General features: G+C 71.1%; 15 protein-coding genes. 2 read left to right on the forward strand and 13 right to left on the reverse strand.

Annotation, left to right across the window (positions count from 1 at the left end; genetic code table 11):
* Positions 1-135: 135 nt before the first annotated feature.
* The 3 genes from purE to HHX31_RS23895 all read right to left on the reverse strand — a co-directional run bounded on the left by purE (position 136) and on the right by HHX31_RS23895 (position 2,809).
* Positions 136-651 (reverse strand): 5-(carboxyamino)imidazole ribonucleotide mutase, encoded by a 516-nt coding sequence (purE, locus tag HHX31_RS23885; protein WP_169950568.1) that lies wholly within the window; start codon positions 649-651, stop codon positions 136-138.
* Complete coding sequence (locus HHX31_RS23890) at positions 644-1,756, reverse strand: 5-(carboxyamino)imidazole ribonucleotide synthase (protein WP_211590254.1); 1,113 nt, start codon at positions 1,754-1,756, stop codon at positions 644-646. The genes purE and HHX31_RS23890 overlap by 8 nt, the downstream gene beginning before the upstream one ends.
* A 90-nt stretch (positions 1,757-1,846) precedes the next feature.
* Positions 1,847-2,809 (reverse strand): hypothetical protein, encoded by a 963-nt coding sequence (locus HHX31_RS23895; RefSeq protein ID WP_169950570.1) that lies wholly within the window; start codon positions 2,807-2,809, stop codon positions 1,847-1,849.
* 242 nt (positions 2,810-3,051) lie between these two features.
* Between HHX31_RS23895 and HHX31_RS23900 the strand changes: the two genes are divergently transcribed.
* On the forward strand, positions 3,052-3,570 hold the full coding sequence (locus HHX31_RS23900; RefSeq protein ID WP_169950571.1) for a GtrA family protein: 519 nt from the start codon (positions 3,052-3,054) through the stop codon (positions 3,568-3,570).
* Between the two features lie 24 nt (positions 3,571-3,594).
* On the opposite strand, the gene HHX31_RS23905 is transcribed toward HHX31_RS23900, so the two are convergent.
* From HHX31_RS23905 to HHX31_RS23940, 8 genes are all read right to left on the reverse strand, one after another.
* Positions 3,595-4,863: a HAMP domain-containing histidine kinase gene (locus tag HHX31_RS23905; protein ID WP_169950572.1), complete on the reverse strand. Its 1,269-nt coding sequence runs from the start codon at positions 4,861-4,863 to the stop codon at positions 3,595-3,597.
* 35 nt (positions 4,864-4,898) lie between these two features.
* Complete coding sequence (locus HHX31_RS23910) at positions 4,899-5,567, reverse strand: response regulator transcription factor (RefSeq protein ID WP_030451323.1); 669 nt, start codon at positions 5,565-5,567, stop codon at positions 4,899-4,901.
* Positions 5,568-5,825: 258 nt separating this feature from the next.
* Positions 5,826-6,308, reverse strand: coding sequence for a bacterioferritin (gene bfr / locus HHX31_RS23915; RefSeq protein ID WP_169950573.1), 483 nt, complete (start codon positions 6,306-6,308; stop codon positions 5,826-5,828).
* Positions 6,309-6,321: 13 nt separating this feature from the next.
* Entirely contained in the window at positions 6,322-6,522 is a 201-nt protein-coding gene (locus HHX31_RS23920; RefSeq protein WP_311932204.1) for a (2Fe-2S)-binding protein, read from the reverse strand.
* A 115-nt stretch (positions 6,523-6,637) separates the two neighbouring features.
* Positions 6,638-7,723: an S-(hydroxymethyl)mycothiol dehydrogenase gene (locus HHX31_RS23925; protein WP_169950575.1), complete on the reverse strand. Its 1,086-nt coding sequence runs from the start codon at positions 7,721-7,723 to the stop codon at positions 6,638-6,640.
* Positions 7,724-7,733: 10 nt separating this feature from the next.
* On the reverse strand, positions 7,734-8,780 hold the full coding sequence (locus tag HHX31_RS23930) for an adenylate/guanylate cyclase domain-containing protein (protein WP_169950576.1): 1,047 nt from the start codon (positions 8,778-8,780) through the stop codon (positions 7,734-7,736).
* A gap of 28 nt (positions 8,781-8,808) precedes the next feature.
* Positions 8,809-9,321 (reverse strand): PH domain-containing protein, encoded by a 513-nt coding sequence (locus HHX31_RS23935; RefSeq protein WP_169950577.1) that lies wholly within the window; start codon positions 9,319-9,321, stop codon positions 8,809-8,811.
* A 44-nt stretch (positions 9,322-9,365) separates the two neighbouring features.
* Positions 9,366-10,211, reverse strand: coding sequence for a biotin--[acetyl-CoA-carboxylase] ligase (locus tag HHX31_RS23940; protein ID WP_169950578.1), 846 nt, complete (start codon positions 10,209-10,211; stop codon positions 9,366-9,368).
* A 259-nt stretch (positions 10,212-10,470) separates the two neighbouring features.
* Here HHX31_RS23940 and fdhD point away from each other — a divergent pair, with 259 nt between their 5' ends.
* On the forward strand, positions 10,471-11,346 hold the full coding sequence (fdhD, locus tag HHX31_RS23945; protein WP_169950579.1) for a formate dehydrogenase accessory sulfurtransferase FdhD: 876 nt from the start codon (positions 10,471-10,473) through the stop codon (positions 11,344-11,346).
* 49 nt (positions 11,347-11,395) lie between these two features.
* Here the strand turns inward: fdhD and HHX31_RS23950 are convergent, their stop codons facing one another.
* Positions 11,396-14,029, reverse strand: a complete 2,634-nt coding sequence (locus HHX31_RS23950) for a phosphoenolpyruvate carboxylase (protein WP_169950580.1) — start codon at positions 14,027-14,029, stop codon at positions 11,396-11,398.
* A gap of 78 nt (positions 14,030-14,107) precedes the next feature.
* The gene (locus HHX31_RS23955) at positions 14,108-14,569 is read right to left on the reverse strand and encodes a hypothetical protein (protein ID WP_169950581.1); all 462 of its coding nucleotides are present in this window, start codon (positions 14,567-14,569) and stop codon (positions 14,108-14,110) included.
* Between the last annotated feature and the right edge of the window lie 152 nt (positions 14,570-14,721).

The following is a 14,721-nucleotide window of genomic DNA, read 5'->3' on the forward strand; positions in this document are numbered from 1 at the left end:
CCCTCGGTTCGTGATCTTGCGATTGCAAGATCACGAACCGTGTTTCCGCAGGTCGAGCGGAACGTCTCACAATTCGCGCAAGATCACGGAGCATATTCGCGAAGGTCAGCGACTCGCGTGCGACAAACTACAAGATCACGCGCGGGGGGCGGGGTGGAGGGTGGCGGCTTCGGCGCGGAGACGCTCGCCCTTGGCGTGCGCCTGGTCCCGCAGGGCGGCCTGGAACTCCTCCATCCGCCGCCGCAGCCCTTCGTCCGACGCCGCCAGGATTCGTACGGCGAGCAGTCCCGCGTTGCGGGCCCCGCCCACAGCGACCGTCGCCACGGGCACCCCGGCCGGCATCTGGACGATCGACAGCAGCGAGTCCATGCCGTCCAGATACTTGAGCGGCACCGGGACCCCGATCACGGGCAGCGGGGTGACCGACGCCAGCATGCCCGGCAGGTGAGCGGCGCCGCCCGCACCCGCGATGATCACCTTCAGCCCGCGCCCGGCCGCGCGGGAGCCGTACTCGATCATCTCCGTGGGCATCCGGTGCGCGGAGACCACGTCGGCTTCGAAGGACACGCCGAACTCGGCGACCGCCTCGGCGGCCAGGCGCATGACCGGCCAGTCCGAGTCGCTCCCCATGACGATCCCGACGTCAGGCATCCTCAGGTCCTCTCAGGCAGGTGACGGCGTGGTGCGCGCGGGCCCTAACCTCGTCCAGGTCGGTCCCGAGGGCGGTGACGTGCCCGATCTTGCGGCCGGGCCTGACGTCCTTGCCGTAGAAGTGGATCTTGATGCCCGGGTCGTTCGCCATCACGTGCTCATACCGGGAGTACACGTCGGGGTCGGGTCCGCCGAGCAGGTTGGCCATGACGACGACCGGCGCGGTCAGCGACGGCGATCCGAGCGGCAGGTCGAGCACGGCCCGCAGGTGCTGCTCGAACTGCGAGGTGCGGGCGCCCTCGATCGTCCAGTGGCCGCTGTTGTGGGGGCGCATGGCCAGTTCGTTGACCACGAGCCCGGACTTCGTCACGAACATCTCGACCGCGAGCAGCCCGGTCACCCCGAGGTCGCGGGCGATGGTGAGCGCGACACGCTGGGCGTCGGCCGCCTCCTCCTCGCTTATGTCGGGCGCGGGCGCGATGACCTCGACGCAGATGCCGTCCTTCTGGACCGTCTCGACCACGGGATAGCTGACGCCCTGGCCGTGCGGGGACCGGGCGACGAGCACGGCGACCTCCTGCTCGAAGGGGACGAACGCCTCGGCCAGCATCTCGACCCCGGTGGCGAGCGCCTCGCGCGCCTCGTCGGGGGTGGCGCAGACCCACACGCCCCGGCCGTCGTAGCCGCCGCGCACGGCCTTCAGCACCACCGGCCAGCCGTGCTCCCCGGCGAACGCCTCGACGCCGGAGACGTCGTCCACCCGGGCCCAGGCGGGGCAGGGCGCGCCGATCGCGGTGAGCCGCTCGCGCATGACCGCCTTGTCCTGCGCGTGGACGAGGGCGTCTGCCCCCGGGTGTACGGCGTGCCCGTCGGCGGCCAGGGCCTGGATGTGCCCGGTCGGCACGTGCTCGTGGTCGAAGGTGACGGCGTCGCACCCCTTGGCGAACTCCCGGAGGTCGTCCAGGTCGCGGTAGTCGCCGAGACGGGTGTCCACGATGACCTTGGCGGCGCTCTCGTCACGGGTGTTCGCGAGCACGCGCAGGTCGACGCCGAGCGCGATGGCGGCCTGCTGGGTCATCCTCGCGAGCTGGCCCGCGCCGACCATGCCCACCACGGGCGCGGTCACGGGCGTGTAAGGGGGAACGTTCTGGCTGTTCACGACTCGTCAGCCTACCTATTGCGCGGGTACGACCTGTCAGCCGGAGCCCTCTGTGACGTCGGCGAGCACCCGCCGCAGACCCACGGTCGTCATGGTGTCGTCCTCCGCCACCTTGGTGGCCAGCACCACGATCTCGCTGCCGGTGAAGGACTTGGGCGTGCCGCCCGTGAAGGCGCGCACCTCCGCGGCGCGATAGCGGGGATGGGCCAGTGAGGAGCGGCCGGAGCGCGGCTTCTGCGTGAAGACGACGCGCAGCGCGTGGAACACCAGCGACCCGCCGCCGGGCAGCGCGAGCGCGCGGGCCGGTCCCTCGATGCGGACGTCGGTGGACAGGTGGTCGGGGCGGGCCCTGCCGGGGGCGCGGACCAGTTCCGCGAGGAGGTCGCGCACGGGGTCGCCCGAGGCGAACCGCACCCCGCTGATCCCCGTCCCGTTCACTGCGGTGGGGTCGGTGAGGAAGGCCACGTGGCGGGTCGGCGCGAGGCTCGCCCCGACGGTCGCCTCCGGTTCGGCCGCCGCGTCGACGACCTCGCCCTCCACGTCGGGTGTCTTGCCCACGACGGGGATCGGCCCGGCGGCGAGCCGCCACGAGCCCTCCACTCGTACGAAGACGAGGTAGGCCGGTTTCGGCTTCCTGGCGAGCACGGCGAACCAGGGGTCGCCGTCGCCGTCCTGCCGCGCGGGCAGCAGGAACTCCGGGTCCGAGTACGCGGGCAGGGCGGGCGCGTCGAGGCCCTCGCGGGCGGCCGGGCAGACGCGGCTCCCGACGGTGCTCTCCACACCGGTCGTGAGGTGCTCGATCTTGGCGCAGTCCTGGTCCCGCCAGGCGCCGGCGAGGTCGCCGAGGCCGTCGAAGGCCGCCCGCGCCTCGGCCGTGGTGATCTCGGCCGCCGCCGGGGACGTCTCACCTGGGCCGGCCGGGATCTCGCGCACGCCCTCGGTCCCGCACCCCGCGAGCAGGACGAGGGCGAGACCGAGGATCGTGAATCTCCGCAACACGGTGAAGGCCACCCCTCCAGAACGCGCGCGTCCTCGAACGAAGTGATCCTGGTTGGGCGAGAGCGTAGTGCGAAGACCGCCCACTCATCCCAGATAGAGGGATTTTTCTTGAAATGTTCTTTGATGACCTGGGACGAAGCGGGCCAAGGTTGCGGTAAGACACCGATTTGTGCTTGCGACCGGTAGCCTGAGAAGACCTCGCCGCCGACCATGGCCGCCGATCAGGAAGGACCGTGCGGGACGTGCAGCTTCTACGACGTGCCTACGAGCGGTTCGCCACGCTCATCCACGAGTTGCTCAAGTTCGGTACGGTGGGCGCTCTCGCGTTCGTCATCGACTTCGGCGGCACCAACCTGCTGCGCTTCGGCGTCGGCCTGGGCCCGCTGACCTCGAAGGTCGTGGCCACCATCGCCGCCGCCACGTTCGCGTACGCGGGCAACCGCTTCTGGACCTACCGGCATCGCCAGCAGAGCGGCCTGGCCCGCGAGTACGTCCTGTTCTTCGTGCTGAACGGCATCGGCCTGCTGCCCTCGCTGATCACCATCGGCTTCGTGTCGTACGCGCTGGGCCTGCACGACACGGTGAGCTACAACATCGCGCAGGCCGTCGGCCTGGTCCTCGGCACGTTGTTCCGCCTGTGGTCGTACAAGAAGTGGGTGTTCCTGGCGGTCCCCGAACTGGCGGACGAGCCCGTCGAGGGGGCCGGCGCGCGGCCCCACCCCGAGGTGAAGGCACAGGCCGACCCCGTCACCACCCGCTGAACGCACCCCTCTGAACGTCGTCCGTCACGCTGGGCCGCTGACCACCCGCCGCCGGTCGCCTTCGCGGGTGTGACGTAAGAAGATGGCGAACGTCGCGGGCCGGCGCTTGACCAGCTCCAGCCGCCCGCCGTCGGCCGCGACCAGGGCACGCGCGAGGGTGAGCCCCAGGCCCGTGCCGCCTCCGCCGCTCACACTCCGCTCGAAGACCCGGTGGCCGAGCGCCTCCGGGATGCCCGGCCCCTCGTCGGCCACCTCGATCACCACAGACCTGCCCGTACTCGATGTGTTGATCGTCAGCACGCCGTCGCCGTGCTTGAGGGAGTTCTCCAGCAGGGTGGACAGCACCTGGCTGAGCCCGCCCGTCGTGCCGAGCGCGCGGAGGCCGCGGTCGCCCGCGAGCACCAGCGACCGGTGGGCCCGGCGGAACGCCGGCTCCCACTCGACGATCTGCTGCCCCACCACGTCGTCCACGTCGATCGGTCCCGCCTGGGCGTGCCGCTGCCTGCGGGCGGCGGCCAGCAGTTCGTCGATCACCGCCGTCAGCCGCTCGACCTGCACCACCGCGGCCTCGCCCTCCTCGCGGACCACCTCCGGCTGGTCGGCCGCCGCGACGATCTCCTCCAGGCGCATGCTCAGCCCGGTCAGCGGCGTACGCAGCTGGTGGGAGGCGTCGGTGGCGAACTCGCGTTCCCGCCCGAGCAGGTCGGAGATCCGTAACGCGCTGCGGTCGAGCACCTCGGCCACGAGATCCAGCTCCGGGATTCCGTACCGGTGCCTGCTGGGTCTGGCGTCGCCTGAGCCGAGCCGCTCCGCGATCCTGGTGAGATCTTGGAGCGGCAGGCTCAGGCGACGCGAGGTGACGGTCGCCAGGCCGATCGCGGCCCCGAGGGCCACGACGGCGAGCGCCATGATGAGCACCAGCCGCGCCTGGGTGTCCTGTTGGATCTGGGCCGCGTCGCGGCTGACGCGTACGTATCCGTTCTCCGAGCGCGCCTCCTCGGTCAGGTCACGGCCCGCCGGAGGAGGCGCGCCCACGACGATCGGCGGGTTCCCTCGGACGAACACCTGGAGGTATCGGTCCGGGTAGTTCCGCGCGAGCTGGTCGGGACTTATCTCCTGCCGCTGGCTCACGGAGTACTCGACTCCGAGCAGCAGCCGGTTCGCATCCGTCCTGAGCTCCTGGGCGACCTCGTCGTTGATCAGACGCACGACGACCACGCCCAGGGGCACGCCTAACAGCAGTACCGCGATGACCGCGACGAGCAGCATGGAGGAAAGCAGGCGCCGGCGCACGTGCTAGCCCCTCCCCCGCAACCGCCCCACGGCGGCTACTCGCGCTCGAAACGGAAGCCGACTCCGCGGACGGTCGTTATGTAGCGCGGTTTGGCCGCGTCGTCGCCTAGCTTTCGTCGCAGCCACGAGATGTGCATGTCCAGTGTCTTGGTCGACCCCCACCAGTTGGTGTCCCACACCTCGCGCATGATCTGCTCACGCGTGACGACCTTGCCGGCGTCCCGTACGAGCACGCGCAGCAGGTCGAACTCCTTGGTGGTCAGGTGCAGTTCCTTGTCTCCCATCCAGGCCCGGCGCGAGTCGGCGTCGATACGGACGCCTTGCACCACCGGGGTCTCCGATGTTCCGCGCCGGAGCAGGGCCCGCACGCGGGCGAGCAACTCCGCCAGGCGGAACGGCTTGGTCACGTAGTCGTCGGCCCCGGCATCGAGACCGACCACGGTGTCGACTTCGTCGACGCGGGCGGTGAGGATCAGGACCGGAGTCCCGTGCCCCTCCGCGCGAATCCGGCGTGCGACCTCGAGCCCGTCCATCTCTGGAAGGCCGAGGTCGAGAACAATCAGGTCGACGCCCCCCGACAAGGCCCTCTCCAGGGCCTGCGGGCCATCGGGGCTCACCTCCACCTGATAGCCCTCCCGGCGCAGGGCACGCGCCAGGGGCTCGGATATCGAGGTGTCATCCTCGGCGAGAAGTACGCAGGTCATGGTGCGATCGTAGGACCTTAAGCGATCGTTTCCCGGCTACAGCGCGCCTTTTGACTTGTCGTTGACCCATCAATTGACCTGGGCAAACACTGATAAATCCGGGATAGTCAGCACGGAAGCCACGCGATCTTCTACTGCATTTTCGACCATTATCGACATCACGCGAGAAAAACGGATGAGGGCATGAAAAACGCCCGCCGAGTCGATGACGGCGGGCGTTGTCGATCTGAATTCCCGTCAGACCTCCGGTGCGGCGGCTCAGGAAGCCGACGGCGGCTCGGCGTACCGCTGCAGATACAGCTGCTCGCCGAGGCTCTCCAGGAGGCCGAGCTCGGTCTCCAGATAGTCGATGTGGTGCTCCTCGTCGGCCAGGATGCTCTCGAAGAGCGTCGCCGAGGTGATGTCTCCCCGCTCCCGCATCAGGGCGATCCCCGGCCGCAGCCGCTTGACCACGCCCAGCTCCAGCTCCAGGTCCGCCTGGAGCTGCTCCCTGACGGTCTGGCCGATGTGCAGCGTGTTGAGCTTCTGGTAGTTCGGCAGGCCTTCCAGGAACAGGATCCGGTCGGTGAGTTCCTCCGCGTGCCGCATCTCGTCGATCGACTCCGCCCGCGTGAGGGCGGCGAGCTTCGTATATCCCCAGTTCTCCTGTAGCTTCGCGTGCAGGAAGTACTGGTTGATGGCGGTCAGCTCGGAGGTGAGCTGCTCGTTGAGCAGCGCGATGATCTCTTTGTCGCCCTGCATGTGCTTCCTCGATCTATGCGCTGGTTACCAGGTCCTCTGACCGTTTCAGGATCGCACAGATCTTCCGGACACAAGACGCGCAGTCCCCGCCCGCGCCCGTGGCGTCCCGCACCTGGCGGGCCGTCCTCGCCCCGCCGGCGATGCAGTCGTGCACCTCGCTCTCGGTGACCGCGCGGCAGACACAGACGTACATGGGCCGCCTCTCAGGGATCATTAGGAAGGTTAGGCATACCTAAGATAACCCACTCAGGTAAGGCTTGCCTATGTGACCCGGGGCACAAAAAACGGGGCGGCGCCGCTGCGCGCGGCGCCGCCCCGCCGGATGCCCGTCAGAGCACCACGACCGAACGCAGCACCTCCCCGCGATGCATCTTGCCGAAGGCCTCCTCGACCTGGTCGAGACCGATGGTCTCGGTGACGAACCCGTCCAGGTCGAGCCGTCCCTGCAGGTAGAGGTCGATCAGCATGGGGAAGTCGCGGCTGGGCAGGCAGTCGCCGTACCAGGAGGACTTCAGCGCGCCGCCACGGCCGAAGACGTCGAGCAGCGGCAGTTCCAGCGTCATCTCCGGGGTCGGCACGCCGACCAGCACGACGGTCCCGGCCAGGTCACGGGCGTAGAACGCCTGCTTGTACGTCTCGGGACGGCCCACCGCCTCGATCACGACGTCGGCGCCGAACCCGCCGGTCAGGTCGCGGATCGCCTCCACCGGGTCGGCCTCGCGGGAGTTGACGGTGTGGGTGGCGCCGAAGCCGCGCGCCCAGTCGAGCTTGCGGTCGTCCACGTCCACCGCGATGATCGTCCGGGCGCCGGCGAGGCGCGCACCCGCGATGGCCGCGTCACCCACGCCACCACAGCCGATCACCGCGACCGTGTCGCCCCGGGTGACGGCACCGGTGTTGATCGTGGCCCCCAGACCGGCCATCACGCCGCAGCCGAGCAGACCGGCGACGGCCGGCCTGGCCGCCGGGTCGACCTTCGTGCACTGCCCGGCCGCCACGAGGGTCTTCTCCAGGAAGGCCCCGATGCCGAGCGCCGGGCTGAGCACGGTGCCGTCGGCCAGCGTCATCTTCTGCGTGGCGTTGTGGGTCGCGAAGCAGTACCACGGCCGGCCGCGCAGGCAGGCGCGGCACTGCCCGCACACCGCCCGCCAGTTCAGGATCACGTAGTCGCCGGGCTCGACCTCGGTCACGCCCTCGCCCACCGCCTCGACGACTCCCGCGGCCTCGTGGCCGAGCAGGAACGGGAAGTCGTCGTTGATGCCGCCCTCCCGGTAGTGCAGGTCGGTGTGACAGACCCCGCAGGCCTGCACGTTCACGACCGCCTCGCCCGGCCCCGGGTCCGGCACGACGACCGTCTCCAGCGTCACCGCCTCTCCCTTGCCGCGCGCCACCACACCCTGGACTTCGTACGGCATGTCCCGCACCTCAACTTTCTCGGCTGGATCTCCTGAGAACATACGGCTCCACCACGCCGAGCCCGCGCGCGGGACGGCGGCGGAGCCTGACCAGATCGACGCCGGACGCGCCGGCGAGGCCCGCGGCCAACTCGGTGTCGGCGAGGATCGTGCCCGGGCGGGCGATGGCCGTCAGCCGCGCCGCCAGGTTGACCGTCGTGCCGAACACGTCGCCCATGGCCGGCAGCACCGGCCCGTACGCCAGCCCGACCCGCACGTCCGGCCCCTCGGCGTCCCGCTTGAGCTCGTCGAGCAGGTCGAGCGCGATGCGGGCCGCGGTCGGCGGGTCCGCGGCGGTGAAGAGCACCTCGTCCCCCAGCGTCTTGACCAGCCGCCCGCCGTGCGCCGCGATCACGTCGGAGGCCCGCGACTCGAACCCCTCGACCAGGTCGGCCAGGGCCAGCTCGTCCAGCTCACGCGACACGCGGGTGAAGGCGACGAGGTCGGCGAACCCGACGGCGATTTTCGGACGGGCCGCCGAGACGTCCTCCCCGGGCTCGGCCAGGGAGACCAGCCGGCCCGCGGTCGCGGCGAGCTGGGAGCGCCAGACGTGCACCAGCGTCTCTTCGAAGTCCGGCAGCAGACGGCTGACGGTGTCCATCACCTGCCGCATCGCGTCCTCGCCCGCCCGCACGCCGGGCTCGATCAGGGCGTCCACCATGATCTCGGCCTGCCACTGCGCGAGGCGGGCCGTCGTACGGCCGAGGGCGCGGGCCATGCGGATGACGGTCCGCTCGTCGAGCGTCTCCGAGTCGAGCAGGTCGCGGATGCGGTGCAGGGCCGCCAGGTCGGCCTCGGTGAACGCCACGGCGTCGTCGGCGAACGTGGCGAAGCCGAGGGCCCGCCAGATCCGCGCCGCCAGTTCCTGCGGGACGCCGGCCGCCTCGGCCACCTGCCGTCGCGTGTAGGCCGGCGGCGGCCCCAGGAACAGCCGCCGCATGTCGTCGGCGCCGGGGCGCCCGCTCTTGTCCACGTCCCCCTCCCCCGTGTCCTGCCTGTCCTTCTCGTCCGCGGCCATCGCCGGGATCCCGGCCGCCGCGCCGCGCTCAGTCCCCGTCGATGTTCCCGTCCGCGGCGTCCTCCACCAGCCGGAACAGCTCGTGCCTTACGCGCTGGATCTGGGGGATGTCCCGGTAGTCGATGTCGCCCTTCTCGGACGCCGACTCGACCCGGAGCGTGCCGCAGCCGAGGATCCGCTCGATGAGCCTCTGGTCGGAGCTCACGCTGCTGACCTTGGCCAGCGGGATGTCGTCCTCCGACTTGTTCAGCACTCCCGTGCTGATAGCGAAGCGGTGCGAGGTCAGCGTGTAGGACGTCGTCACCCAGCGCAGGTAGGGGATGATCGTCCAGAGGACCAGCGCCACGAAGGCGACCACGCCCACCGTGCCGCGGGCGTACCCCGCGTACTCGTAGTCGCCGGGGATGAGGAAGAAGGCCGCGCCGACGGCGGCGAGCACGACGAGGAGGGCGAGGAACGGCAGGATCAGCCGCTTCCAGTGCGGATGGAACGATAGAACGATCCGCTCGCCGTCGGCCAGGTATTGATCAGGGAGACCCATGGCGCAAATCGTGACACGATCGCCGGTCGATTGCATGCGTTCGGTCAGCGGGCCGCGCCGTTCTCCGTGACGGTGTGGGGGCGTACGTGGACGACGTCGCCCGCGCTGAGCGCGTGCTCGCCGTCCCGGTCGCGTACGAGCAGGTGGCCGGACGCGTCGACGCCGGTCGCCAGGCCGGTCAGCACGCGGTCGCCGGGCAGTTCGACCCTGACCTCCTGCCCCACGGTGGACGACCAGGCGAGGTAGGCGGCACGCAGGCCCGAGGCGTCCGGGTCGCCGCCCGCGGCCACCCAGTCGCGGTAGCGCGTCTCGATCTCCCGCAGGATCCCGCGCAGCAGCGGGTCGCGGTCGGTGCAGGCGGCGTTCTCGATCGCGAGGGACGTCGCCCGGTCGACGGGCAGTTCCTCCCGCCGCATCGAGACGTTGAGCCCCATGCCGACGATCACCGCGTGGTCGGCCCGCTCGGCGAGGATGCCGGCGAGCTTGCGCTCCCCCACCATCAGGTCGTTGGGCCACTTGAGCCGCACGTCGACCTCCGCGATCCGCCGTACGGCCGACGCGGCGGCGAGGCCGGTCAGCAGCGCCAGCCAGCCCTGCCGGGCGGGCGGCGCGTCCGGCCGCAGCAGCATCGAGAACGTCAGCCCGGAGCGCGGCGGAGCGCTCCACGGCCTGCCGAGCCGTCCCCTGCCCGCGACCTGCTCCTCCGCGACCAGCACGGCGCCCTCGGCCGGGTTCTCCCGCACGGTCCTGGCCAGGTCGGCGTTGGTCGAGCCGGTCCGCTCGACGACGCGTACGGACGTCCACAGCGCGCCGGGGCGCACCAACGCCCTGGTCAGCGCGGTCTCGGACAGCGGAGGACGATCCAGGTCGGCGTACGGCGAGTCGGGCACCCGATCAGGCTATCGGCCCCCGGGGCCGCCTTCGCCGCCCCATCCGCCCCTTCTGCCACCTTCGCCCTGTCCACCCCGCGCGCCCGCCGACGCGGCGAGCGAAAGGGAGCCGGGGCGGGTGGCATTCTCGACCGGGCGTTCCACCAGGTGCGGCGCGGGATGCGTCCTCCTCCCGCCACCCGGCGGACGACGCCTGAGACGGGGCGTGACAGGCTGCGTACCGGAAAGAACGGCAGCCATCCCTCGAAGGAGGCGGCACATGGAACGGGACATCGCGGCGCGGCCCACCGCTCGTCCGGGGCCCGTCACGCGATCACGCGTCCGGAGGGTGTCCGGATCGGCCGTACACGACCGGCGGGACGACCTCGCCACCGAGGAACCGCTGGAGATCCGGCTCCTGGCCGGTGGCGAGAGCCGTACGGTGGCGATCACGATGCGGACGCCGGGCGCGGACTTCGAACTCGCGGCGGGCTTCCTGAACGGCGAGGGGATCGCCAGCCCCGGCGACATCGCCGCCATCGGCTACTGCACGGACGAGGACCTGGACCCCGAGGCGCGCTACAACACGGTGACCGTACGGCTCACCACCCCGCACCTGCCCGACCTGGGCGCCCGGGCGCGCAACTTCCTGACGTCGAGCGCGTGCGGCGTCTGCGGCACGGCGAGCCTCGACGCGTTGCGCGACCGCTGCGCCGTGCCGACCGTGCGCCCGCCGGTCGGTGTGTCCGCCGCCACCCTGTACGGCCTGCCCGACCTGCTGCGGAAGGCCCAGGGGGTCTTCGGCAGGACGGGCGGGCTGCACGCCGCCGGGCTGTTCACCCCCGACGGGACACCCGTCGTCGTACGCGAGGACGTCGGGCGGCACAACGCCGTGGACAAGCTCGTCGGCTGGGCGCTGCTCAGCGGCCGTACCCCCCTCGACCTACACATTCTGCTGGTGAGCGGCCGGGTCAGCTACGAGATCATGCAGAAGGCGGCGAGCGCCGGCGTACAGATCGTCTGCGCCGTGTCCGCGCCCTCCTCGCTCGCCGTCGACCTGGCGCGGGAGTTCGGCATCACCCTCGTGGGGTTCCTGCGCGAAGAACGCTTCAACATCTACGCCTGCCCCGAACGGATCGACGTCGGGCGGCTCTGAAGGACGCGGCCGGGGCCGGTCGGGCACCCGACCGGCCCCGGTCCCGCCGTCAGCCGGTGTTCTGCAGGCCCGCCGCCACGCCGTTCACGCTCAGCAGCAGCAGCGTCGACAGGCGCTCGCGCTCCTTCTCGGAAAGGTCATCGGCCGCCCGCAGCGCCGCCAGCGCCCGCAACTGCAGGTGGCTGAGCGCGTCCACGTACGGGTCGCGCAACTGCACGGCCCGCGACAGGACCCGCCGGTTCTCCAGCAGCCGGGCGTGGCCGGTCACCTCGAGCACCAGCCGCCTCGTCAGGTCGTACTCCTCCAGGACCTGCTCGGCGAAGTCGGCCCGGCCGCCCAGGGCCAGATAGCGGGACGCGATGGACTTGTCGGTCTTGGCCAGCGACATCTCGGCGTTGTCCAGCATCGCGGCGAACAACGGCCACTCCTGGTAGGCCGCGCGCAGTTCGGCCATGCCGCCGTCGGTGACCACGGCGGCCAGACCGCTGCCCAGGCCGTACCAGCCGGGGAGGTTGACCCGCGTCTGGGCCCACGCGAACACCCAGGGGATGGCCCGCAGGTCGTCCAGCGACCGGGGCGCGCCGAGACCCCGCCGCGCGGGCCGGGAGCCGAGCCGCAGCGAGCCGATCTCCTCCAGCGGGCTCACCAGCGCGAACCACTCGGGGAAGCCCTTGGCCTCGGTCAGCGCCCGGTAGGCGCGCTCGGAGGCCGCCGCCACGGTGTCGGCCAGACGGCGGAACTTCGCCGCCGCGGCGGCCGCGCTCGACTCCACCGCCGAGGTGGACGCGAGCAGCACGGCGTTGGTGACCTGCTCGATGTGCCGCTTGGCGATCGCCGAGTGGCCGTACCTCGCGAAGATGACCTCGCCCTGCTCGGTGACCTTGAAGCGGCCCGAGACAGAACCGGGGGCCTGGGCGAGCACGGCGCGGTTGGCCGGGCCGCCGCCCCGCCCCAGCGCGCCGCCGCGGCCGTGGAAGAGCGTGAGCGTGATGTCGTTGGCCGCCGCCCAGGCCGTCAGCGCGGCCTGCGCGTCGTACAGGCGCAGGGTCGCCGCGGCGGGACCGAGCTCCTTGGCGGAGTCGGAGTAGCCGAGCATGACCTCCATGCGCCGCCCGTTCGCGGCGAGCCGCCGGCGTACCGGCTCCAGCTTGGTCATGCCTTCGAGCACCGCGCAGGAGTTGTCCAGGTCCTCGCCCGACTCGAACAGGGGGACCACATCGAGCACCGGCGCGCGGTCGCCCAGCGCGTGCCTCGCCAGCTCGTACACCGCCGCGATGTCCTCGGCGGAGCGGGTGAACGAGACGACGTAGCGGGAGCATGCCGTCACGCCGAAGCGCTCCTGGATCCAGGCGATCACCCGGATCGTGGCCAGGACCTCCTCGGTGCGCTCCGACAACGTGCCGGAGGCGATCTCCTCCAACGCCGCCGCGTGGACCGCGGAATGCTGGCGCACCTCCAGTTCGGCGAGGTGGAAACCGAACGTCTCGACCTGCCAGATCAGGTGCTGCAACTCGCCGAACGCCTGCCGTACGGCGCCCGCGCCGCGCAGCGAGTCCTGCGCGAGCCGCAGGTCGGTCAGCAGCTCCGACGGCGCGCGGTAGGCGAGGTCGAGGTCGCGGCGGCGGGTCGCGGCGATCCTGGCCGCCACGAACATCAGCCACTGGCGGTGCGGCTCCCGCGGCGACCGGGTGGCCATCTCCGACACCAGGTCGGGGTGGTCGTGCTCGGCCTGCCCGAGCACGGCCCGCAGCTCGGCGGACGGCGGGGTGAAGACCTCGGCCAGGGTGAGCGACCTGCCGATCCTGGTGGTCGCGTTCTCCAGCGCGATCAGCACGTGCTCGGCCTGGATCTGCATGGCCTCCCTGGTCACCCTGGCGGTGACGTTGGGGTTGCCGTCGCGGTCGCCGCCGATCCAGCTGCCGTAACGGATGTAGGCCTTCGCCTGCGGCTCCCGCGTACCGGTCCCCGGGCCGAGCGCCGCGTCGAGCGACCGGTAGATCTGCGGCACCGTGCGGAACAGCGTCTCGTCGAAGGCCGCCATCGCCGTACGGACCTCGTCCAGCGGGTCGAGCTTCGTGTGGCGGAGCTGGTTCGCCCGCCAGAGTATGTCGATCTCCTCAAGCAGCCGCCGGTGGGCCTCCTCCCGCTCCGCCGCGCCCCGCCCGGGGGCGTTGTAGGCGTCGAGCTGGGCGCTGATCCGCTGGATGGCGGTGACGATCGCCCGCCGCCGCGCCTCCGTGGGGTGGGCGGTCAGCACGGGCCGGAACTCCAGCCCGTCGATCAGTCCCTGCAGGCGGTCGTCCCCGCGCAGCCCCTGCACGGCCTCGGCGAGGGACTCGCGCAGCGGCACGTCGTCCTTGTCACGCTGCCGCAGGGTGCGGATCCTGTAGTGCTCCTCGGCGAGGTTGGCGAGGTGGAAGTAGCAGGTGAAGGCCCGGGCGATCTGGACGGCGCGTTCGACGGGCCACTCGGCCACCATGGCCGCGACCTCGTCGGCCGTGGTCTCCCGGCGCCGGGCCGCGATCACCGCCTTCCGGAGCCGTTCCACGTCGGCGAGGAGATCGGGACCACCGTGTTCGGCGATCACCTGACCCAGGAGTCCACCCAATAGGCGCACGTCAGCGCGGAGTTCGTCCGGCATCTCCGCTACGGCGTCGTGTCGTTCAGGAGCGATGGCGGCCATGCTTCGAAGGCTAGCGAATCGCGCTCGGTGACCCGAGAGCGGTCTCACCAATTGGACTAGACCACTGAACCGCGCAGGTCAGGCCAGCTGCGCGTCCGGGGTCCCGGCGGCCTCGGGAAGCGCCCGCAGGCGGCAGGTGAGGTATTGGGTGAGCCGGCCGTGCGCCACCACGATCGCGCCGAACGCGAAGATCAGCATGGAGATCGTCGTCAACTGGTCGTCGTCGGCCAGCAGGATGGTCTTGGCGTCACCGACCCCCGTCCTGGCCGACAGCAGCCCTGTCACCAGGACGGTCAGCCACCGGCCAGCATGCTTGATCAACGGACGCGCGGTCGCGGTGACCGCGGCGGGCAGGGCGAACACGCCGAAGGCGACGAGGATGATGGCGGTGCCCGCCGTGGAGATTTCGACCCGTCCGTCGATGGCGACTACGATCCCGCGCATCAGAAGACGGGCCAGCGCCCCGATGACCAGGCCGCTCAGCACCGCCGCGACCAGCGGCGCCCAGATCGCACGGCCCGTCAGGCCACGTTCGCGCATATCGAATCTCCCCATAAGAACGGTCCAAATGGTTATAAGGGCGGACCAGATCCCCCGCAACACCGCAAGAACTTCGCAACCCCCCCGTTACCCACCCCCCCACCGTGATCTTGCAGTTTGTCGCAGCCGCAGCGCCGACCTGCACCTAGACC

It is taken from the genome of Microbispora sp. H11081 (assembly GCF_012999535.1).
Classification (GTDB): Bacteria; Actinomycetota; Actinomycetes; order Streptosporangiales; family Streptosporangiaceae; genus Microbispora.

Coding starts and splice junctions, on each gene's coding strand:
- HHX31_RS23950 (WP_169950580.1), bottom strand. CDS start 14,029: ATGGCCGCCATCGCTCCTGAACGACACGACGCCGTAGCGGAGATGCCG.
- HHX31_RS23920 (WP_311932204.1), bottom strand. CDS start 6,522: ATGATCCCTGAGAGGCGGCCCATGTACGTCTGTGTCTGCCGCGCGGTC.
- HHX31_RS23935 (WP_169950577.1), bottom strand. CDS start 9,321: ATGGGTCTCCCTGATCAATACCTGGCCGACGGCGAGCGGATCGTTCTA.
- purE (WP_169950568.1), bottom strand. CDS start 651: ATGCCTGACGTCGGGATCGTCATGGGGAGCGACTCGGACTGGCCGGTC.
- bfr (WP_169950573.1), bottom strand. CDS start 6,308: ATGCAGGGCGACAAAGAGATCATCGCGCTGCTCAACGAGCAGCTCACC.
- HHX31_RS23955 (WP_169950581.1), bottom strand. CDS start 14,569: ATGCGCGAACGTGGCCTGACGGGCCGTGCGATCTGGGCGCCGCTGGTC.
- HHX31_RS23910 (WP_030451323.1), bottom strand. CDS start 5,567: ATGACCTGCGTACTTCTCGCCGAGGATGACACCTCGATATCCGAGCCC.
- HHX31_RS23925 (WP_169950575.1), bottom strand. CDS start 7,723: ATGCCGTACGAAGTCCAGGGTGTGGTGGCGCGCGGCAAGGGAGAGGCG.
- HHX31_RS23890 (WP_211590254.1), bottom strand. CDS start 1,756: ATGGTCGGCGCGGGCCAGCTCGCGAGGATGACCCAGCAGGCCGCCATC.
- fdhD (WP_169950579.1), top strand. CDS start 10,471: ATGGAACGGGACATCGCGGCGCGGCCCACCGCTCGTCCGGGGCCCGTC.
- HHX31_RS23930 (WP_169950576.1), bottom strand. CDS start 8,780: ATGGCCGCGGACGAGAAGGACAGGCAGGACACGGGGGAGGGGGACGTG.